General features: G+C 60.0%; 19 protein-coding genes. 6 read left to right on the top strand and 13 right to left on the bottom strand.

What is annotated here, in order from left to right; genetic code table 11:
• Positions 1 to 10: 10 nt before the first annotated feature.
• Genes HCZ23_RS03570 through HCZ23_RS03560 form a run of 3 tightly spaced genes read right to left on the bottom strand, consistent with a single transcriptional unit; the run spans position 11 to position 4205 of the window.
• Positions 11 to 1417, bottom strand: a complete 1407-nt coding sequence (locus HCZ23_RS03570; protein WP_167600347.1) for a Glu/Leu/Phe/Val dehydrogenase — start codon at positions 1415 to 1417, stop codon at positions 11 to 13.
• A gap of 57 nt (positions 1418 to 1474) precedes the next feature.
• Positions 1475 to 2929 (bottom strand): NAD-dependent succinate-semialdehyde dehydrogenase, encoded by a 1455-nt coding sequence (locus HCZ23_RS03565; RefSeq protein ID WP_167600814.1) that lies wholly within the window; start codon positions 2927 to 2929, stop codon positions 1475 to 1477.
• A gap of 1 nt (position 2930) precedes the next feature.
• The gene (locus tag HCZ23_RS03560; protein ID WP_167600346.1) at positions 2931 to 4205 is read right to left on the bottom strand and encodes a 4-aminobutyrate--2-oxoglutarate transaminase; all 1275 of its coding nucleotides are present in this window, start codon (positions 4203 to 4205) and stop codon (positions 2931 to 2933) included.
• A 143-nt stretch (positions 4206 to 4348) separates the two neighbouring features.
• Here HCZ23_RS03560 and HCZ23_RS03555 point away from each other — a divergent pair, with 143 nt between their 5' ends.
• The 5 genes from HCZ23_RS03555 (at position 4349) to HCZ23_RS03535 (ending at position 10765) form a co-directional block, all read left to right on the top strand.
• Positions 4349 to 4930: a cupin domain-containing protein gene (locus HCZ23_RS03555; protein ID WP_167600345.1), complete on the top strand. Its 582-nt coding sequence runs from the start codon at positions 4349 to 4351 to the stop codon at positions 4928 to 4930.
• Positions 4931 to 5199: 269 nt separating this feature from the next.
• Positions 5200 to 6384, top strand: a complete 1185-nt coding sequence (locus tag HCZ23_RS03550) for a M24 family metallopeptidase (RefSeq protein WP_167600344.1) — start codon at positions 5200 to 5202, stop codon at positions 6382 to 6384.
• Between the two features lie 220 nt (positions 6385 to 6604).
• Entirely contained in the window at positions 6605 to 7987 is a 1383-nt protein-coding gene (locus HCZ23_RS03545; protein ID WP_167600343.1) for an aspartate aminotransferase family protein, read from the top strand.
• A 4-nt stretch (positions 7988 to 7991) separates the two neighbouring features.
• Entirely contained in the window at positions 7992 to 9305 is a 1314-nt protein-coding gene (locus HCZ23_RS03540) for an FAD-binding oxidoreductase (RefSeq protein ID WP_167600342.1), read from the top strand.
• A 20-nt stretch (positions 9306 to 9325) separates the two neighbouring features.
• Entirely contained in the window at positions 9326 to 10765 is a 1440-nt protein-coding gene (locus HCZ23_RS03535; RefSeq protein WP_167600341.1) for an aldehyde dehydrogenase family protein, read from the top strand.
• 123 nt (positions 10766 to 10888) lie between these two features.
• Here the strand turns inward: HCZ23_RS03535 and HCZ23_RS03530 are convergent, their stop codons facing one another.
• The 8 genes from HCZ23_RS03530 to HCZ23_RS03495 form a co-directional block, all read right to left on the bottom strand.
• A complete protein-coding gene (locus tag HCZ23_RS03530) occupies positions 10889 to 11557 on the bottom strand; it encodes a GntR family transcriptional regulator (RefSeq protein WP_167600340.1) in 669 nt (222 codons plus the stop codon).
• A 149-nt stretch (positions 11558 to 11706) separates the two neighbouring features.
• Positions 11707 to 12396: a phosphate regulon transcriptional regulator PhoB gene (phoB, locus tag HCZ23_RS03525; protein WP_167600339.1), complete on the bottom strand. Its 690-nt coding sequence runs from the start codon at positions 12394 to 12396 to the stop codon at positions 11707 to 11709.
• Positions 12396 to 13121 (bottom strand): phosphate signaling complex protein PhoU, encoded by a 726-nt coding sequence (gene phoU / locus HCZ23_RS03520; RefSeq protein ID WP_167600338.1) that lies wholly within the window; start codon positions 13119 to 13121, stop codon positions 12396 to 12398. Before phoU ends, phoB begins: the two co-directional genes overlap by 1 nt.
• Before the next feature lie 11 nt (positions 13122 to 13132).
• Positions 13133 to 13930, bottom strand: a complete 798-nt coding sequence (pstB, locus tag HCZ23_RS03515) for a phosphate ABC transporter ATP-binding protein PstB (RefSeq protein WP_167600337.1) — start codon at positions 13928 to 13930, stop codon at positions 13133 to 13135.
• A 17-nt stretch (positions 13931 to 13947) separates the two neighbouring features.
• On the bottom strand, positions 13948 to 15306 hold the full coding sequence (pstA, locus tag HCZ23_RS03510; RefSeq protein WP_167600336.1) for a phosphate ABC transporter permease PstA: 1359 nt from the start codon (positions 15304 to 15306) through the stop codon (positions 13948 to 13950).
• The gene (gene pstC / locus HCZ23_RS03505; RefSeq protein ID WP_167600335.1) at positions 15306 to 16772 is read right to left on the bottom strand and encodes a phosphate ABC transporter permease subunit PstC; all 1467 of its coding nucleotides are present in this window, start codon (positions 16770 to 16772) and stop codon (positions 15306 to 15308) included. Before pstC ends, pstA begins: the two co-directional genes overlap by 1 nt.
• 137 nt (positions 16773 to 16909) lie before the next feature.
• Positions 16910 to 17941 (bottom strand): substrate-binding domain-containing protein, encoded by a 1032-nt coding sequence (locus HCZ23_RS03500; RefSeq protein WP_167600334.1) that lies wholly within the window; start codon positions 17939 to 17941, stop codon positions 16910 to 16912.
• A gap of 290 nt (positions 17942 to 18231) precedes the next feature.
• Positions 18232 to 19299, bottom strand: a complete 1068-nt coding sequence (locus HCZ23_RS03495; protein WP_167600333.1) for an ATP-binding protein — start codon at positions 19297 to 19299, stop codon at positions 18232 to 18234.
• 284 nt (positions 19300 to 19583) lie between these two features.
• Here HCZ23_RS03495 and HCZ23_RS03490 point away from each other — a divergent pair, with 284 nt between their 5' ends.
• Complete coding sequence (locus tag HCZ23_RS03490) at positions 19584 to 19925, top strand: hypothetical protein (RefSeq protein ID WP_167600332.1); 342 nt, start codon at positions 19584 to 19586, stop codon at positions 19923 to 19925.
• Between the two features lie 38 nt (positions 19926 to 19963).
• Here HCZ23_RS03490 and HCZ23_RS03485 read toward each other — a convergent pair whose 3' ends face one another.
• Together HCZ23_RS03485 and gmk are read right to left on the bottom strand one after the other, a co-directional pair.
• The gene (locus HCZ23_RS03485) at positions 19964 to 20494 is read right to left on the bottom strand and encodes a gamma carbonic anhydrase family protein (RefSeq protein WP_167600331.1); all 531 of its coding nucleotides are present in this window, start codon (positions 20492 to 20494) and stop codon (positions 19964 to 19966) included.
• Positions 20491 to 21153, bottom strand: coding sequence for a guanylate kinase (gene gmk / locus HCZ23_RS03480; RefSeq protein WP_167600330.1), 663 nt, complete (start codon positions 21151 to 21153; stop codon positions 20491 to 20493). The genes HCZ23_RS03485 and gmk overlap by 4 nt, the downstream gene beginning before the upstream one ends.
• Positions 21154 to 21315 lie beyond the last annotated feature (162 nt).

Genomic DNA, 21315 nt, shown 5'->3' with positions numbered 1-21315 from the left:
CCTTCCAAGCTCAGCCAATCCCAAGCGCGCGGTAGATCTCCGCGATGCGTTTGACGGCGATGATATAGGCGGCGGTGCGCAGATCCGGAATGTCCTCGGACGCGTTCCAGAGCCGAGACATCTCGCCGTAGGCCGAACGCATTTTCTCGTCCAACCCAGAGCGCACCAGATCGATCTCACGCGCGCCCGACAAGAAGGGCTCGGCACTCTCCGCCGGGAAATGACAGCCCGTCATGTTTTCGATCTGGCGGGCCAACATGCGGCTGCCTTCCTCGTCGCGACGGCGCTCCATCAGGCCAAAGGGGATATGGGTCAGGTTCTTGACCCATTCGAAATAGCTGACCGTGACGCCGCCCGCGTTGGCGTAGAGATCGGGGATGATCACCACACCGCGTTCGCGCAGGATGGTGTTGGCGGCATAGGTCACCGGGCCGTTGGCGGCCTCGACGATCAGTTTTGCCTTGATTTCATGGGCATTTCCGTCGTGGATGGCGCTTTCCAAAGCTGCCGGGATGAGAATGTCGCAGGCGTCGCTCAAGGCCGAGCCGCTGTCAAATTCACCGCCCTCAAAGCCGCTGACACCGCCCGTCTCGGTCATATGTTTGCGCAGTGCCTCGATGTCGAGGCCGTCGGGATTGCGGATCGAACCGTCGCGTTCCACCACGGCGATGATCTTGCAACCGCTCTCTTCGCTCAGGAATTTCGCCGCGTGATAGCCGACATTGCCGAGCCCTTGCACGACGACCGTGCGGCCCTCAAGGCTTTCATCCATGCCGATCTTTGCGACATCCTCGGGCGTCTGGAAAAACGCCTGGATCGCATATTGCACCCCGCGTCCCGTGGCCTCGATCCGCCCTTCGATGCCACCCATGGCCAGGGGTTTGCCGGTCACACAGGCGTTCGCGTTGATGTCATGGGACTTCATCCGCCGGTATTCATCGGCGATCCAGATCATCGTCGTCTCATTGGTGCCGACATCCGGGGCAGGGACGTTTTGTGAGGGACTAAGGAATTCATGCCGCGCGAGTTCCTGGGCAAAGCGGCGGGTGATGCGTTCCATTTCATGCGGGGCCCAATCGTTTGGATCGACCTTCAGCGCCCCTTTCGAGCCGCCGAAGGGCAGGTCCATCAACGCGCATTTGTAGGACATGAGCGCCGCCAGCGCCTCGACCTCTTCGTGGTTGGCGTAGGGCGCGAAGCGGATGCCACCCTTGGCCGGACTGGGATGGTTGGAATGCACCGCGCGCCAGCCCTCGAAGGTGTACATCTTGCCTCTGAGGCGCACGCCAAAGCGGGTCGTCAGCGTTGTGTTGCAGACCGCGATCTTTTCGGCGAGACCTTCCTCGAGCGCCAAAATCTCCGCCGCGTCGTTGAACATATTGGTGACATCGGCCAAAAATCCGTGACTGTTGGACATCACACCCTCCCTTGAAAACTAGAAAAAAGGGCGGCTAAGGCCGCCCTTTGTGCCGGATCAGGTCAACCCGCCGAAGCAGAGATTCTTGATCTCCAGATAGTCGTCACAGCCGTATTTCGAACCTTCGCGGCCCATGCCGGACTGTTTGACCCCGCCAAAGGGCGCCATTTCCGTCGAGATCGCGCCGGTGTTGATGCCGACCATCCCGGTTTCCAAGGCTTCGCCCACACGCCAGGCGCGTTTCAGATCGTTGGTGTAGAAATAGGACGCCAACCCGAATTCCGTGGCATTGGCAAACTCCACCGCCTCGTCTTCGGTGTCAAATTTCACCAGCGGCGCCAGAGGGCCAAAGGTTTCCTCGGTGGCGACTTTCATTTTTTGCGTCACACCCTTGAGCACGGTCGGCTCAAAGAAGGTCTGCCCGAGGTTCGAACGATTGCCACCGACAACCACTTCGGCGCCTTTTTCGACCGCATCCTTGATGTGATCCTCGACCTTGGCCACAGCGGCTGCGTTGATCAGCGGGCCGGTGTTCACGCCCTCGGCGAAGCCATCGCCCAGTTTGAGCGATCCCAAGGCGATAGCCAGCTTTTCGGAGAATTCATCATAAATGCCCGCCTGCACGTAAATCCGGTTGGCGCAGACACAGGTCTGGCCGTTGTTGCGGAATTTGGCGAGCATGGCCCCCTCGACCGCGGCGTCCACATCTGCGTCGTCAAAGACGATGAACGGCGCGTTGCCGCCCAGCTCCATCGACATTTTCTTGACCGTTTCGGCACCTTGCGACAGCAAGATTTTGCCCACGCGGGTCGAGCCGGTAAAGGTGATTTTGGCCACCTTCGTGTTGGCGCACAACTCTTGCCCCATGCCAGCGGCATCGAGGCCGGTGAGCACGTTGAACACACCCGCCGGGACACCTGCACGTTCGGCCAGAACCGCCAGCGCCAGCGCAGACAAAGGCGTGAACTCGGACGGCCGCGCCACCATGGAACAGCCAACGGCAAGGGCAGGGGCCATTTTGCGCGCCAGCATCGCGTTGGGGAAGTTCCACGGCGTGATCGCGCCGACAACCCCCACGGCTTGTTTGACGATCACCATGCGCTTGTCGTTTTGCGGACCGGGGATCATGTCGCCGTAGACGCGCTTGGCCTCCTCCGCGAACCATTCGATGTAAGACGCACCATAAAGGATTTCACCGCGGGCTTCGGCCCAGGGTTTGCCCATTTCAGCGGTCAGGATGGTCGCCAGGTCATCGGCATTTTCCACCATAAGATCAAAGAGTTTGCGCAGGGTGTTCGATCGCGTTTTCACATCCGCACGCGCCCAGGCCCGCTGCGCCACATAGGCCGCATCAATCGCCATGGCGACATCTTCGGCAGAGAGATCGGCGACATGGGCAATCACCTCGCCCGTGGCCGGATTCTCCACCGGAAATGTGTTTTTCCCTTCAACCCAAACGCCATTCACATAGGCGCGTGTTTCCATCAGGCTGGGATCGTTCAAAGCCCGCATATCAGCTCTCCCGCGCGGCATTCACCGCATCTTTCAGAATGTCCATCGCCTCATCGAACACCGGCTCATCGATGGTCAGAGGCGCGAGGAACCGGATCACATTGCCATAGACGCCGCAAGTCAAAAGCACGAGACCGCGCTTGAGCGCCTCGATACGGATCTTGCCGGTCAGTTCGGCGTTGGGTTTGCCGTCCGTGGTCATGAACTCGGCGGCGACCATGAAGCCGGGGCCGCGAATGTCGGCAAGCTCCGGTGTGGTCGATTGAATGTCGGCCAGCACAGCTTTGAGTTTGTTACCGAATTCCTCGGCACGGGCACAGAGGTCTTCCTCTTCGATCACGTCCAGAACGGCATTGCCCGCAGCAATCCCCAGAGGGTTGCCGCCATAGGTGCCGCCCAGGCCGCCGGGACCCGCCGCATCCATGATCTCGGCCTTGCCGGTGACCGCAGAGATCGGCAGACCGCCGCCCAGACCTTTGGCCATGGTGGTGACATCGGCGGCCACGTCGTAATGCTCCATGGCAAACAGTTTGCCTGTGCGGCCAAAGCCGGTTTGCACCTCATCGGCGATCATCACCATGCCGTGGGCGTCGCAGAGCGCGCGCAGACGGGTGACGAATTCGGCAGGCGCCGGGTAGAAACCGCCTTCGCCTTGCACGGGTTCGAAAATCACGGCCGCGACGCGGGCCGGATCGACATCGGCTTTGAACAGCGCCTCAATGGCGGCAAAGCTGTCGTCGACGGAGACGCCATGCAGCGCGCAGGGGTAGGGCACGTGGAACACGTCGGGCATCATTGCGCCGAACCCGACTTTGTAGGGCACCACTTTGCCGGTCAGCGACATGCCCATGAAGGTCCGGCCATGAAAGCCGCCACCAAAGGCGATCACTGCCGGACGTCCCGTATAGGCGCGCGCGACTTTCACTGCATTTTCAACGGCTTCTGCGCCGGTCGTGACAAAGACGGTTTTCTTGTGAAAGGCGCCCGGCACCTTGGCATTCAGCCGTTCGGCCAGCGTCACATAGGGCGCATAGGGCAAAACCTGGTGGCAGGTGTGGGTGAAACCGTCGAGCTGGGCTTTGACCGCCGCCATGACTTTCGGGTGGCGGTGGCCGGTGTTGACCACGGCGATGCCTGCGGCGAAGTCGATCAGGCGATTGCCGTCTTCGTCCCAGACTTCGGCGTTTTCGGCGCGGGTGATGAAGTGGTCGGTCATGACGCCGACGCCTCGGGCCATGGCGTCTACGCGGCGGGCGGCGAGATCTGCGTTTGTCATTTTCTATCCTGTTGTGCTGAAGTGCGAGAGTGAAGGTCGTGATTGATCTGACGCTATGCGGTTTCCCGATCTTAAAAAACTCTGTTTCTTATTCTTCGTAATGCATTATAATCATGTAAGAAATATCTAGGGTTTGTCGTATAATGAACGGATCAAACACTTTAGCGGAAGACTTCGATGATTTGGCTCTGGGTCAAAGGCTGCGCGCTGTGCGGGAACGCGCCGGGCAGTCTCAGCGCGCTTTGGCCAAGAAAGTCGGCATTCCGAATTCGACGATTTCTCTCATTGAATCCGGCAAGATGAACCCATCCGTCGGCGCGCTTCATAAGATCCTCGCGGGTGTTCCGATCAGCCTGTCGGAGTTCTTCGCCTTCGAGCCCGTGACCGAGCAACAGGTGTTCTACGCCGCCGAAGAGCTCACCGAGATCGGCAAAGGCAAGCTCTCGCTCAAACAGGTCGGCAAATCGCTGTTTGGGCGGGCTTTGATGATGCTGCGCGAACGCTATGAGATCGGCGCCGACACGGGACGCGTGATGTACGGCCATGAAGGCGAAGAAGCCGGGATCGTGATTTCCGGGCGCATCGAGGTCACTGTGGGTGAGCAGCGCAAAATCCTGGGTCCAGGAGATGCGTATTATTTCGAGAGCCGTACACCGCATCGCTTTCGTCAAATCGGTCCGGTTCCCAGCGAGGTGATCAGTGCCTCAACGCCACCGAGCTTCTAGAGCGGGCAGAAAACGCTATGAAAACAAGGTGTCATAGGGTGTTTCTCACTTCATCACCCGTCTAATATTATACATAATACCAATTATAGGATAAATCGCACAGAGGAGGACGCGGCGCATAGCCCCCTTACACTTTTGCATCACGGCGCTGAAAGTCCTAGCACGTCGGGCTGTCAGACGGTTTTCAGGTTTCGATGCTGTGGGTTTTGATTGACGCGACATGCGCGGTTTTCTCAACTTGTCCCTGTAGCTCATTCGAAGCCGTCATGATGCCCATCGAGAACGCCGCCTTTACGCAGGCCGAATATGATCGACGCCTTCAGATCACCCGCGAGGCCATGAACGCCGCCGGGATCGACGTGTTGTTCGTCACCAATCCCTCCAACCAGAATTGGCTCACGGGCTATGACGGCTGGTCGTTTTACGTCCATCAGGGCGTGATCTTGCCGCTCGACGGCGCGCCGTTTTGGTGGGGCCGCGGCATGGATGCGAATGGCGCGAAGCGGACAGTCTGGATGGAAGACGAGAGCCTCCTGCCCTATGAGGACCGTTTCGTTCAAGCGGAAGATCTTCATCCGATGCAAGATCTCGCCCGCCATCTCGCGGCTTTGGGATATGAGACCCGGCGCATCGGTGTCGAGATGGAGAGTTATTATTTCACCGCCCGGGCCTTTGCCGTGTTGGAGCACGCTTTGCCGGAGGCAAAGTTCGTGGATGCCACCTCACTCGTCAATTGGAAACGGCTAGTCAAATCGCCTGAAGAGCTGGAGTTCATGCGCCGCGCCGCACGGATTTCCGAGCTGGTGATCGACCGCGCGGTCGAGCTTGCCGAACCCGGGATGCGCAAGCACGATCTGGTCGGCGAGCTGTTCAAGACCGCGGTTCAGGGCGAAGCGGACAGCTGGGGCGATTACCCGGCGATCGTGCCGCTGCTGCCCTCGGGCAAAGACGCCTCCGCGCCGCATCTGACGTGGAATGGCGAGGCGCTGAAATCCAATGAGGCGACGTTTATCGAGCAATCGGGCTGTTATCGCCGCTACCACGCGCCGCTTTGTCGGACGATTTTCTTTGGGACGCCGCCGCGTTACATGAGCGAAGCCGCCCTGGCCCTGACCGAAGGATTGAACGCCGGGATCGACATCGCCCGGCCCGGCCAGCGCGCCGGTGACATTGCCCGCGCGCTCGATGCCGAATTGCGCAAGGTTGGGATCGAACGGCCGAACCGCTGTGGTTATGCCGTGGGCCTGTCCTACCCGCCGGATTGGGGCGAGCATACCGTCTCTTTGCGCGCCTCCGATGAGACGGTGTTGCAGCCCGGGATGACCTTTCACTTCATGCCGGGGCTGTGGATGGAGGATTGGGGTTTGGAGACCACGGAAACCATCCTGATCCGCGACGATGGACCGGCAGAAACACTGTGCAAGGTGCCGCGCAAACTTTTCGTCAAGACCTGATCGGGTCTGCATTTTCGAAAACGTAATGCCCCTCTTGCCGTCTTGCGATGGGACGCTCTCTTGACCCTGCAATAATTTGATCATATTTTTCGAAACAACAGATATGTCCCGGAGATTTATCTCCGGTCTCCCTCTCAACTTCGACCATCGAACCGCCCTTCCCTGTCTGGCATCTTTTTGCACGGCGCCCGGCGGTCGGATGGCACAAAGGACCAGACGCATGAGCGACAACCACCTGCCCACCGCCGAATTGCAAGCGCTCGACGCCGCCCACCACATGCACCCGTTCACCGACGGCGACGAATTGGCGAAGAAAGGCGCGCGGATCATCACCAAGGCAACGGGTGTCTGGCTGACCGACAGCGAGGGCGAGGAAATTCTCGACGCCATGGCCGGTCTGTGGTGTGTGAACATCGGCTACGGACGCGACGAGCTGGCCGAGGCGGCGGCGCGTCAGATGAAGCAACTGCCCTATTACAATACGTTTTTCCAAACCTCGACGGTGCCCGCGATCATGCTGGCCAAGAAACTCGCCGAAATTGCGCCGGGCGATCTGAACCATGTGTTCTTCAACGGCTCGGGCTCGGATTCCAACGACACCAACCTGCGGATGGTGCGGCATTACTGGGAGTTGAAAGGCCAGCCGGAGCGCTTCAACGTGATCTCGCGCTGGAATGGCTATCACGGCTCCACCATGGGCGGCGGCTCGTTGGGGGGGATGAAGGGCATCCACGCGCAAGGCGGCCTGCCCATCCCCGGCATTCATCACATCGACCAACCCGATTGGTGGTCCGAAGGCGGCGATCTGACACCCGAAGAGTTCGGCCTTCAACGCGCGCAGGCACTTGAGGCGAAAATCCTCGAACTTGGCCCCGAAACCGTCGCCGCCTTTATCGCGGAGCCGGTACAAGGCGCCGGTGGCGTGATCGTGCCGCCGGAGACCTATTGGCCGGAAATCAACCGCATCCTCGAGAAATACGGCATTCTTTTGATTGTCGACGAGGTCATCACCGGCTTTGGCCGTACCGGCAATTGGTTCGGCTCCGAGACCATGGGCATCACGCCTGACATCATGACCTGTGCCAAGGGCATCACGTCGGGCTACATTCCTCTCGGCGCCTCCATCGTCTCCGACGAGATCGCCTCTGTGATCAACGGCAGCGAATTTGCCCATGGCTACACCTATGCGGGCCATCCGGTGGCCTGTGCCGTGGCCTTGGAAAACATTCGCTTGCTCGAAGAGGAAGGCATCGTCACCCGTGCCGGCCAAGAGATCGCACCCTACCTCAAGGAAAAATGGGAAGCGCTGGTCGATCATCCGATGGTCGGCGAGGCCAAGATCGTCGGTCTCATGGGCTCCATCGCCTTGACGCCGAACAAGGCCACGCGCGCCAAGTTCAAGGCGGATGCGGGCACCGTCGGCTATATCTGTCGCGAGCGCTGTTTTGCCAACAATCTGGTGATGCGCCATGTCGGGGATCGGATGATCATCTCCCCGCCGCTGACCATCACCAAGGCAGAGGTCGACATCCTGATCGAGCGCGCCCGCAAATCGCTCGACGAGGCGCTGGAGCGGATCGAGGCGGAGGGGCTAAACGTCTGATCTCATGGACATCCTGACCATCAACGACCGGCCCGGCGACCACGCGCAGTCGTGGTACGCCGCGACAGCGCAGGCGCAGCATAAAGAGCCTGGCCCCTACCCGGCCGCCACTGGCACGGTGAAGGCCGATGTCTGTGTCGTCGGCGGCGGCTATGCGGGCCTGTCGGCAGCGCTCCATATGGCGCGGCGCGGATTGGACGTGGTGCTTTTGGAGGCCTCGCGCGTCGGCTCCGGCGCGTCGGGGCGCAATGGCGGTCAGGTGTCGATGGGGCAACGGCTCGAACAAGACGAGTTGGAAACCCATGTCAGCATGGATGACGCGCGGATGCTCTGGGATCTGGGCGCCGAGGCCGTGGGTCTGGTCAAGGTGATCCTGTCCGAGAGCGGGGATGATTGCGACTGGCGTGATGGCGTGATCCACGCCAATCACCGGGCCCGGTTTTCTGGCCATTCGCAAAAGCATGTCGATCACATGCAAAAGGTCTACGGCTACGACAAAATTCGTTACCTCGACCGCGACGCCGTCCGCCATGAGACCGGGTCTGAGGATTACCACTCCGGCACGTTGGATATGGGTTCCGGCCACCTGCACCCGCTGCGCTATGCCTTTGCGATTGCACGCCTTGCCGAGGCCGCTGGTGTGCGCATCCATGAGCTGTCGCGCGTGACCAAAATAGAAACCAAAGCCAAACCGCGCGTCCACACCGATCAGGCCGTGGTGGAGGCCGATCACCTGATCCTCGCGCTCAATGGCTATCACAACAATCTCGATCACGACGTGGCGCATCACGTCATGCCGATCAACAATTTCATCGCCGTCACGGAACCCCTGCCCTCCGATCTCGCGGCGCGACTGATCCCGAACCGCCATGCCGTTGCGGACAGTCGGTTTGTGATCAATTACTACCGTATGTCGCCGGACAACCGGATGATTTTCGGCGGTGGTGAAAGTTACGGCTATAAGTTCCCAAGTGACCTGCGCGCCAAGGTGCGCGGGCCGATGCTGGGCGTTTACCCGGAACTGAAAGACGCCAAACTCGACTACGCTTGGGGCGGCACTTTGGGCATCACCATGTCCCGCCTGCCGCATTTCGCGCGTCTCGGGCCGAATGCGATGTCCATCGCCGGGTTCTCCGGTCAAGGTGTGGCTTTGGCCACACTCGCCGGGCAAATCGCGGCGGAGGCGGTCGAGGGCCACGCCGCGCGGTTCGATCTCATGCAATCGCTGCCAAGCCCGCGCTTTCCCGGCGGGCCGACGCTTCGAACGCCTCTACTGGCGCTCGCGATGACGTGGTATGCTTTGCGCGACAAACTATAAGTTTCAAAAGGATAACAGGCATGACGGAGTTGAAAACCGACCGGTTCTATATCAACGGGGAATGGGTTAAACCGCTGGGTGAGACCATGATGGACGTGATCAATCCGGCCAGCGAAGAGGTCTTTGCCCAGGTGGCCATGGGCACGCCTGCGGATGTCGATGCCGCTGTCGCCGCCGCCAAAGCCGCCTTCCCGTCATTTTCGCGCACCACAAAGGCCGAGCGCCTCGATCTTTTGGCCTCGATCCGCGAGGTCTATCAGAGCCGTTACGATGAAATGTCCGCGCTGATCACCGAAGAAATGGGCGCGCCGATTTCTCTGTCCGACCGGGCGCAGGCCGCCGTCGGCATCGGGCATCTGGACGGCGTTGTGAAAGCGCTTGAGGCCTTTGATTTCGAACACCAAAACGGCCCCGGCGATCTCATCGTGCATGAGGCCATCGGGGTCTGTGGCTTTATCACGCCGTGGAACTGGCCGATCAATCAGATCGCTTTGAAGGTCATCCCGGCGCTGGCCGCAGGCTGCACCATGGTGTTGAAACCCTCGGAACTGACCCCGATGAACGCGCTTTTGTACGCCGAGATTCTGCATGAGGCGGGCGTGCCGAAGGGCGTGTTCAATCTTGTGAATGGCGACGGTCCGGGCGTGGGGGCCGCGATTTCGTCTCACCCTGATGTGGCCATGGTGTCCTTCACCGGCTCCACCCGCGCAGGCGTCGAGATTTCCAAAGCCGCCGCCCCCACGGTGAAACGTGTGACGCTGGAGCTGGGCGGCAAATCCCCGAACGTGCTGCTGGACGATTGCGATTTCGAAGAAGCGGTGAAACGCGGCCTGCGCCATTGTTTCCAAAACACCGGGCAAAGCTGCAACGCGCCGACGCGGATGCTGATCCCGGAAAGCCATTACGAGACCGCGATGGAGATCGCCAAGGAGGTGGCCGAAGCCACCGAGGTCGGCCTGCCGTCGCAGACCGGCAACCACATCGGCCCGCTGGTGTCGCAGATGCAATACGACCGGGTGCAAAACCTCATTCAGGCCGGCATCGAAGACGGTGCGCGGCTGGTGGCGGGCGGTCTCGGGCGGCCCGAAGGCTTCAATCGCGGCTATTTCGTGCGCCCGACGGTGTTTGGCGATGTGACCAACGACATGCGCATCGCGCAGGAAGAGGTCTTTGGCCCGGTTCTGGTGATGATCTCCTATCAGGACGACGAAGACGCGGTGCACATCGCCAATGACACGCCCTACGGCCTCGCCGCCTACATCCAGACCGGCGCCTCAGAGGAAAGCAAAGCCCGTGGCCTCGCCATGGCGCGGGACATCCGTGCGGGCATGGTGCATTTGAACGGCTCGGATATCTCTTTCGGCTCACCCTTCGGTGGCTATAAGCTCTCCGGCAATGGCCGCGAAGGCGGGCAATACGGCATCGAAGATTTCTGCGAAATCAAAGCGATCTCGGTCTAAGCTCACGCGCCCTAAGCGTTTTTCGTTTAATCTGAATCAGATTGAGCGAAAAACGTTGCGACACTGAATTGATCTTGCTGCGTTTTTCAAAAATTGAGTGCCTCAAGTTTTTTGAAAAACGCTTTAAGCCGTCTCTTCCGCGCTCTCGGCCACGATGGCGCGGATGTTTTCCATGCCTTGCAGGATGTCGCGACGGATGGCCTCGGCCACGCCGTCACCGTCGCCCGCGCGCAGCGCCTTGATCGCGACCTGATGCATGTCGGGCAGGTTTTGCGAGCCGAACCGTGTGCACATCACCCGAAGCGCAGGGCCGGAACGGAGCCAAAGCGTGTCGACCATGGGGCCGATGACATCGGTATGGGCGGCGCGGTAGAGCAGCATGTGAAAGCGGTGGTTGTGGATCATGTAACCGCGCATGTCGCCCTTGCGCATGGCCTCGTCGATCTCGCCGTCCACCAGAGTGAGCGCTGCGATCTCCGCCTCGCTCATCTGCTCCGCCCCGCGTTTTGCAAGTTCGGGTTCCAAAGCCAGACGGGCAAAGATCAGCTCATCCACTTCTGAAAGGCTCAGAACAGGCACGGTCACGCGCCGATTGCCGTGAAACACCAAGGCGCCTTCGGAGGTCAGCCGCCTGATCGCCTCGCGCACCGGGGTCATGCCCGCGTCCAACCGATCCGTGAGGCCCTGGATCGTCACCGGCTCCCCCGGCACCAGATCGCCGGAGAGGATCAGGTCCCGGATGCCGCGATAGGTCCGCAGATGCGCCGGTTCCTTGGTGAAAATCTCTGACATGTCCGCCCTCTGAATATATGTGCTCAAATGATTTGAGCATATATTCCAAGAGGTCGGCAAGCCGTGGTGCGCCACTCACGGACGGAAATGCGAAAATGCGCCCAAAGCTGAGGGGCTTGGCGCATTTTCTGATCTTTCGTTTGACGTGCTTAGCCCAGGGCGTAACCCGCGCCCCGCACCGTGCGCACCGGGTCTTGCCCGCCATGTTGACACAGCGCCTTGCGCAGACGACCGATGTGAACATCGACGGTGCGGGTGTCGACATAGATGTCGCGGCCCCAGACACGGTCGAGCAATTGCTCGCGCGACCAGACCCGGCCCGGCTTTTCCATGAAGGTGGACAGAAGACGGAATTCCGTCGGCCCGAGTTTCAGGGAATCGTCGCCGCGGGTGACGCGATGGGTTTCGGAATCCAGACGAATGTCTTCGAATTCAAGCACCTGCCCGGTCGAGGCCGGACGCACACGGCGCAATTGTGTGCGCACGCGGGCCATCAGCTCGATGACGGAGTAAGGTTTCACCACATAGTCATCCGCGCCGGTCTCAAGCCCACGCACCCGATCCACCTCTTCGGAACGGGCCGAGAGCATGATGATCGGAATGTCGCGCGTGTCGGGACGGGTTTTCAGGCGGCGGCAAATCTCGATGCCGGAGACGCCGGGCAACATCCAGTCGAGGACGATGATGTCCGGGCTGTCTTCGTCGACATACAAAAGCGCATCGTCGCCGTTTTCCGCCTTGGAGACGGCAAATCCTTCGGCTTCGAGATTGTAGGCGAGGACTTCCCGCTGGGCGGGCTCGTCCTCGACCACGAGAACACGAGGTTGATCGGCAGACATCAGGCTTCCTCCGCCCCCAAAGCGGTTTGCGAGGTGACATCGCCTTTCGGACGCGCATCCTCGGGCATTTCGCCGGTGGTCAGGTAGATCACCTGCTCGGCAATCGAGGTGGCATGATCGCCCATGCGCTCGATGTTCTTGGCGATGAAATGCAGGTGCATGCAGGCGGTGATGTTGCGCGGGTCTTCCATCATATAGGTGAGGAATTCGCGGAACAGCGCGTTGTACATCTGGTCGACGTCGATGTCGCGGTGGCGCACCTCGTTGGCCAGACCCGCGTCACGCTGGATATAGGCATCGAGTGCCAGACGCAGCATTTCCTCGACCTCGCGCGCCATGCGACGGATCGAGGGCGCAGCGCCTTCGATCGGCGACATGTTGACCAGAACGCCGGTGCGTTTCGCGAGGTTCTTCGCGTAATCGCCACAGCGTTCGAGGTTGGTGGAGATCTTCATGACGGTCAGAACCGTGCGCAGATCGGAGGCGGTCGGCGAGCGCAGCGCGATGAGGCGCGCGGCCTCTTCGTTGACGCTTTCCTCGAGCTGGTCGATGGCCTTGTCAGAGGTGCGGACCTTATCGGCCAGCTCCACGTCACGCTCCTCGAGCGCTTGGGCGGCGTCTTTGATGGCGGCTTCCACGAGGCCGCCCATCTTCATGATCATCGCCTGAATGGCTTCGAGATCACGGTCGAAGGCCGAGGCGATATGTTTGCTGTCGTTATGCATCAATTTGCTCCTTAGCCAATCCGACCGGTGATGTAGCTCTCGGTGCGCTCATCTTGCGGGTTGGTGAAAATCTGTTCGGTGTCGCCATATTCCACCAGGTTGCCGAGGTGGAAAAACGCGGTTTTCTGGCTGACACGGGCGGCCTGTTGCATCGAGTGGGTGACGATCACGACGGAGAAATTCTCGCGCAGCTCGTCAATCAGCTCTTCGACTTGCAGCGTGGCAATCGGGTCGAGCGCGGAACACGGCTCGTCCATCAGCAACACTTCCGGCTCGGTCGCCACGGCACGGGCGATACAGAGACGCTGTTGCTGACCGCCCGAGAGACCGGTGCCCGGCGCATCGAGACGGTCTTTGACCTCGTCCCAGATCGCGCCACGACGCAGTGCTTTCTCGACGATATCGTCCAGATCGGCTTTGTTTTTCGCCAGACCGTGGATACGGGGGCCATAAGCGATGTTGTCGTAGATCGACTTCGGGAAGGGGTTCGGACGCTGGAACACCATGCCGACTTTCGCCCGCAACTGCACCGGATCGACGCGTTTGTCGTAGATGTCTTCGCCGTCCAGAAGGATTTTTCCCTCGACACGGCAGACATCGATGGTGTCGTTCATCCGGTTCAGGCAGCGCAGGAAGGTGGACTTGCCACAGCCCGACGGACCGATGAAGGCGGTGACGGTCTTGTCCTTGATCTCGACATCCACGTCCTTGATGGCATGGGTGTCGCCATAGAAAACCTGTACGCCTTTGGCAGAGATTTTGGTGTCGTTCATGTCCACGTCTTTTCTCACAATTCGCATATCGTTCATAGGTCTAACCTCAACTCTTACCAACGGCGCTCAAAGCGGCGGCGCAGGAGGACGGCGATGATGTTCATCGTCATCAGGAACACAAGAAGGATGATGATGCCGCCCCAGGCGCGCTCATAATAGGCCGGGTCGGCCCGTTTTGCCCATTCGTAAATCTGCGCGGGCATGGCGGAGTTCGGGTCGAGAAAGCCAGAGGTAATTCCGTCCGGCATGTTCGACGCGATAAAGCCCACCATACCGATCAAGAGAAGCGGCGCGGTTTCGCCCAAGGCCTGCGCCAGACCGATGATGGTCCCGGTCAGGATGCCCGGCATGGCGAGCGGCAGCACATGGTGGAACACCGACTGCATTTTCGAGGCGCCAACGCCCAGAGCCGCATCGCGGATCGAGGGCGGCACAGCTTTCAAAGATGCCCGCGTCGAGATGATGATCGTCGGCAGCGTCATCAGCGTCAGCACCAGACCACCGACGAGCGGCGCAGACTGCGGCAGATGCGCGATCTGGATAAACACGGCAAGGCCCAGAATACCGAAGACGATGGAGGGCACGGCGGCGAGGTTCGAGATGTTCACCTCGATCAGGTCCGTCCATTTGTTCTGCGGCGCGAATTCTTCGAGGTAGATCGAGGCGGCCACACCGATGGGCAGCGCCAGAGCCAGCACCACGATCATCATGAACAAAGAGCCCACCATGGACACCCCGATCCCGGCCTGTTCAGGACGGCTCTCGGAAGCATCGGAGCCAAAGATGAAGTCGGCGTTGAAGGTGGTTTTCATAAGCCCCGCAGCGACCATGGCATCGGCGATGTCCAGGTGCTCGGCATCGAGGTTCTTGTCACGAACCAAAGCGTCACGGGTCACGCGGCCCTTGAAATAGCCATCCACACGCGACGAGGCCAGAAGGCGGAAGTCAACCGTCTCACCGATCAGATCGGGGTTCGCGAGAACCGTGTCGCGCACCTGTGCTGCGACCGAAGACGACAGGATGTCTTCAACGTCTTCCTCCTTGGCAAAGGGAATTTCGATCCCCTCGGCCTTGAGTGCGGAGACCAGCGCAGCGGTGACCACCGGTTTGTAGCCAAAGGTCGAGACCTTCGCCAGATCCGCCGGATCACGGTTGCCGTTCTTGTCGAGTTTCGCCTCGGTCAGTTCCACCGGAATGGTGACAAAGGTCTGTTTGAAGGCCGGCAAGCCGTTGCCCAGAATGGCGACCAGAAGCGCGACCAGAAAGAACAGGCCGGTGGCGATGGCGGCGATGCCATAGGCTTTGAACCGGGTTTCGGCGGCGTTGCGGCGTTTGGTGCGCGTGGTCTCGTGAAAGAGAGACGACTTGGCGTCCCCCTTTGCGGGGCCATTATCAGCGGTGAAATCGGACATCAGTCATACTGCTCCCGGTATTTGCGCACGATCACGAGCGCGAAGATGTTGAGGCAGAGGGTGATGACAAAGAGCGTCATCCCCAGGGCAAAGGCGACAAGCGCTTCGGCGGAGGCGAAATCGGCGTCGCCTGTGAGCTGCGAAACGATCCGCGTGGTCACGGTGGTCATCGCCTCGAATGGGTTGAGGTTCAGCTTGGCCGCGGCCCCTGCCCCCAAGACGACGATCATGGTCTCCCCGATGGCGCGCGAGGCGGCAAGCAAGATGGCGCCGACGATGCCGGGCAAAGCGGCGGGCAGTACGACTTGACGCACGGTTTCGGATTTGGTGGCACCGAGGCCCAAAGAGCCGTCCCGCATCGCCTGCGGCACCGCGTTGATGATGTCGTCAGACAGCGAGGAGACGAAGGGAATGAGCATCACGCCCATCACCAGACCTGCGGTCATCACGGAGCGCCCGCCCTGCATCCAGCCGAGGCCCCCGTCTTCGCCGAAGACCGTCATCAGCATCGGGCCAACGGTCAACAGGGCGAAGAGACCGTAAACGATGGTCGGGATACCGGCCAGAACTTCCAGAAGCGGCTTGGCAATCGCGCGCACTTTGGGGCCTGCGTATTCCGACAGGTAAATCGCGGCGAAAAGCCCGATCGGCACGGCGACCAGAAGCGCAATGATCGACACGTAGAAGGTGCCCCAAAAGAGCGGCAGAATGCCCAGTTCGGAGCCCCCGCCAAAGGACGGCGACCAGGTGGTGCCGAAGAAGAAATCCAGCGCCGGGTAGAGTTTGAAGAACTCGATGGTGTTGAAGATCAGCGACAAGACGATGCCCAGCGTCGTCAGGATCGCGATGGAGGCTGCGGCAATCAAAAGCCCGAGGATCACTTTCTCCACGGAATTGCGCGCCCGCATGTCCTTGTTGGTGCGCATGTAGGAAATCGCAAAACCCGCGAGCGCTGCGGCCAGCACAGCCACGGTCATCATCCAGTTGCCCACCGCATTCATCGTGCGGTATTTCTGCGCGGCTTTCAGAACATAGCTCTCGACATTGGAGCCAAGCGCCACACCGACAGCGCCGAGACGGGCGCGGATGTCCGTCAACTCGGTGCGAATGTCGCGCGCCTGATCATGGCTCAGCGTGCCCTGCTCGACGGCGATATCAAGCCCTTCGGCAACGCGGCGCACATCCGACATCACGAGGTTCAGCGCACCTTTGTCGCTATAGGCCGTGTCGGGGATCATCGAGGACACCTGGCCCTGGATCACCATCGGCTGAAGGATCAGCCAGATCACCATGACCGCAAGGCCCGGGATCAGGATCGCCAAAAGCACATTGGAGCCATAGTAGGTCGGAAGCGAATGCAACAGGCGGATGTCGCCATTGGCATTCTTGAGCGCGCGTGCACGCCCCAAAATGAAACCGATGAGGCCGAGGGCCAGAATAAGAATGAAAAGCCACAACAGAGGCATGGGCCGCTCCTTTGCGGGACACCTGTGATCAGATCAGGGTCCGGAGGCTGGAAATTTCAGATCGCGGGACGGCGTCCCGGCGAGAGAAGCGGCGCGAAAATCTCCGCGCCGCCTCGATGTGTTGCAAGCCTTAAGGCTTACTGCATGGTGTCTTCAGCTTCGATGGCCGCTTGGGTCGAGGCCAGTTCCGGGTCGGACACGAGGCCGTATTCGGCGAGCGGGCCGTCCGGGCCAGCCATGTCGTCGGAGATGAAGAACTCAGCGTATTCTTTCAGACCCGGGATCACGCCGATGTGGGCTTTCTTCACGTAGAAGAACAGCGGGCGGGAGACCGGGTAGTCGCCGGAGGCGATGGTCTCGGTGGTGGCTTCAACGCCGGACATGGTCGCGGTTTTCAGCTTGTCGGTGTTGTTTTCGTAGAACGCGAGACCGAAGACGCCGATGCCGTTCGGGTTGGCGTCGATGGAGGCGAGGGTCTCGGTGTAGTCGCCGTCGATGTCGACAGACTTACCATCCGTGCGGACAGACATACATGCATCTTCAGCGTCGTCTTCGGACATGCCGGAAGCGATCATGGCTTCCATGGCGCCGGTGGCTTCACAACCAGCGATCAGCACTTTTTCTTCGAAGACTTCACGGGTACCGTGCTTGGTGCCCGGGATGAAGGCCATGATGTCAGCCGCCGGCAGATCGGCGTTGAATTCGGACCACTGGGTGTAGGTGTTGTCGATCAGCTCGCCGTCTTTCAGGACTTTGGCGCCCAGAGCGTTGAAGATGTCAGCCGGCTCGAAAGCGGTGAAGGCCGGGCCGTCGAGTTGCGAGGCGAACACGATGCCGTCGTAGCCGATACGCACTTCGATGATGTCGGTCACGCCAGCTTCGGCACAGGCAGCGATCTCTTTGTCTTTGATTTTGCGGGACGCGTTGGCCACGTCGATGGTGTTTTCGCCAACACCTTCGCAGAAGCGCTTGAGGCCAGCAGAGGACCCACCGGATTCCACAACCGGGGTCGGGAAGTCAAAGTTTTCACCGAAGGCTTCAGCAACGATGGAGGCGTAGGGAAGAACGGTGGAAGACCCGGCAACTTGCACCTGATCACGGGCAGAGGCGGCAGTGGCAGAGACGGCAGCGATCGCGATCGCGGAAGCGGTCAGTTTCACAAAGGACATGGTTGCTCCTGAATTTGCTTATGTCCGAGAGCGGTATTGCTCCCTCGACGGGCGGTTTAGGATCGTGGTGCAATGCTTTTGTGAAAGTAATGTAACAGTTTCATGACGGATCGGGCCAAATTCCTAGACATCTTGCCGATTTGCCCATGGTTTTTCGCCGAAAACGCCTGAAAACCGGCGGTTTTCGGGGCTTTTGTGATGGGAAATTAAGAACTGTGACAGGGTGTTAACCCCTGTCCCTGCGACATCTGCGCCGTATATACGACATCAATCCGGCGTTTCAGCGCGCTTTATTCATAGGGCAAGATGACAGAAAAACAGCTGCCCTGCCCCATATGACTTTCGACCCGCAAACGACCGCGGTGGCGATTGAGAATATGCTTCACAATGGCCAGCCCGAGACCCGTTCCGCCCATTTCACGCGAGCGGTGCGAATCGACTCGGTAGAATCGCTCCGTGAGGCGCGGAATATGCTGCGTGGCGATTCCCTCCCCCTGATCCGAGACATCGACCCGGATCGCTGAGCTGCGCATTGTCGGTTCCACCGTGTGTGAGGTCAGACAAATATGAACTTCCTTGTCGCGCCCGCCGTATTTCACGGCGTTTTCAATCAGGTTGGTAAAGACCTGGGTGAGCTGATCGTGATTGCCCGGCACCTCTTCGGACCCATCGGCCCCTTCGAGGATCAATTTGACCCGCTGCGCCTCGGCCACCGGCTGGAGGCTGCTGACAACAGAGCGCAGGATCGCAGGAATATCGACCCGGTCGGTCGGACGCACCCGGCGCTCCGCCTCAACGCGCGACAGCGACAAAAGATCGCCGACGATGCGGTTCATCCGCTGCGCCTCGCGGTCCATGATTTCGAGAAACCGCTTGCGCGCGACGCCATCGTCGGCAGCGGGCCCCAAAAGCGTTTCGATAAAACCCAGCACAGCGGTCAGAGGCGTGCGCAGTTCGTGGCTCACGTTGGCGACGAAATCGCGGCGCATCTGACCCGCTTCGTGCAGTTCCGTCTTGTCCTCGAAGGCCACCGTGACACAGGCAAAATCCTCGACGATCACCGGGCGCAGCACCACGTCATAGACCAGATCGCGCTGACTTTCGGTGATGCGATAGATCGCCTCGGCGGGCTCGGAGAGCCGCAGCACATTCTCGATCGCATCCAAAAGCATCGGTTGGCGCAACACCGTGATGTAATGCCGCCCCACCATCGCCTCGTTGAACAGATGCCGCGCCGGGGCATTGGCGGCCATGATGCGCTCGTCGCGACCGACCACGACGACGGGCAAGGGCATGGCATCCGCCATCGCTCCCATCATCTCCTCGCCGTATCTGACCTGTTTCAAATTGTTTAGCATGGCCCGTCCAAATTTCGCGGCTACCTATCGCCGTCGTGTGACTCTGTCATGACAACGGCAAAGCAGGATGACAAGAGCGCTGCAAAAGCCGCCGAAAGATTTTCATTTTGCGAATTTTTTTGTTTTCGGCAAAAATATTATTGCATTTTCGATACTTTACCCGTTTCCTCGAAAGTGGAATGAGGAAAAAGATGGGAACCCGCCCCACCATGGGAACCATAAGGCAAAATATATTCGGTGATCTCATTGCGCATCTCGACCAAGCGCAGAGCAAACCCAAAGGTATGATCCTGATGGTGGGTGAACCTCAGCGCATGCAAACGCTGAAGCGGCACTTTCCGGAACGGACTGGGTTGTTTTTCATCGAATTCTCCGACCTCACCGCAGATATTCTGTACAGCATCAATCCCGACAGTGTCGTGGCGCCCGTGATGACGGACCATTTCGATTGTCTCGATCTGGCGGCCTTTCTGCATCACGTGGAGTATAAGGGCGCGTTTCGGGCGATCACCAAAGGGCTGCCGCGTCCCGAGATCGTGCGCAACGAGGTGCGTGGTCAATTCCCGGGGCTCGATTTCGACATGCTCAGCCCGGAGCCGGTGCGTCTCCAGGCGGCGCTGCACTGAACGCCAGAACCGCCACCTGATCTCTCGCGCGCCAGGCTTTAGTCGAGCGCTTTCAACCCATCCCGGAACCGTTGTGCATTTTGCTGATAATGCAATGCGGAGGCTTTGAGTCCCGCAATCTGCGCTTCGGTCAATTCGCGCACCACACGTCCAGGGCTGCCCATCACCAATGAGCCGTCCGGGATTTCCTTGCCTTCCGTGATCAGCGCCCCTGCCCCGATCAGGCAGTTCTTGCCGATCTTGGCGCCATTCAAAACCGTCGCGCCCATACCGATCAGGGAATTCTCCCCGATGGTACAGCCATGCAGCATCGCCTTGTGCCCGATGGTACAGCCGGCGCCGATGGTCAGCGGATAGCCCATATCGGTATGACAGACCGTGTTTTCCTGAATATTCGTGCCCTCGCCCACGACAATCGCCTCATTGTCGCCCCGCAATGTGGCGCCGAACCAGATGTTGGCGCCCTCCTCCAGGATCACCTTGCCGATGACATTGGCGTCCGGCGCGACCCAATAGTCGCCGTTTTCCGGTAAGACCGGCGCGTGATCGTCCAAAGAATAAAGCGTCATCCTTCCACCTCCTCGAATTCCGACTGAAGCCCGCGCACAAATCCCATGAGGCCGGGTTGTTGCACCCGGCGCAGGCGTTCGGCGGCGATGATCGTCTTGAGGCGCTCGAAACTGACCTCGAGATCGTCATTCACCAGCACATAGTCATAGCCATCCCAATGGCTGATCTCGTCCCAGCTCTTCTCCATCCGTTTGCCGATGGTTTCCGCGCTGTCCTGGCCACGGGTCTCCAACCGACGGCGCAGCTCCTTGATCGAGGGCGGCAGCACGAAGATCGACAACACGTGATCGCGCAACACAGAATTCGAGATCTGTTGCGCGCCCTGCCAATCGACATCAAAGAGCACATCCCGTCCCTCTTCAATGGCCTTGCGCACGGGCGCGGCGGGCGAGCCGTAGAAATTGCCGAACACATGGGCGTGCTCCAGCATCTCGCCCTCCTCCACCATATGTTTGAAGCCGGGCACATCGACGAAATGATAATGCACGCCGTCCTCTTCGCCCGCGCGCGGCGCACGCGTGGTGGCGGAAACCGAAAAGCTCAGCGTCTCATCCCAGGCCATCAAACGCCGCGCCAGCGTCGATTTTCCGGCGCCCGAGGGGGACGACAGGATGATGAGAAGACCGCGCCGCTCGGCTGACGTGTTTGCACTGCGCATATTGGACCCTTCGCATGTTTTGTGCCTGCCATGGCTCTATGGCGGCGCTGTTGCCTCGTCTATAGCCGCCTGTTGGCGCCATGACCAGCATCGGCGCGGGCGGCAATTGTGGCAGACAACGCTTTCACGCCCTGAATAAGAGACTCACTTTGCAGATGCGGC

The sequence above is a fragment of the Celeribacter sp. HF31 genome (assembly GCF_011806455.1).
GTDB lineage: Bacteria > Pseudomonadota > Alphaproteobacteria > Rhodobacterales > Rhodobacteraceae > Celeribacter.
Note: the sequence above shows the minus strand (reverse complement) of the source record. Positions and strands in the feature narration are given on the sequence as shown.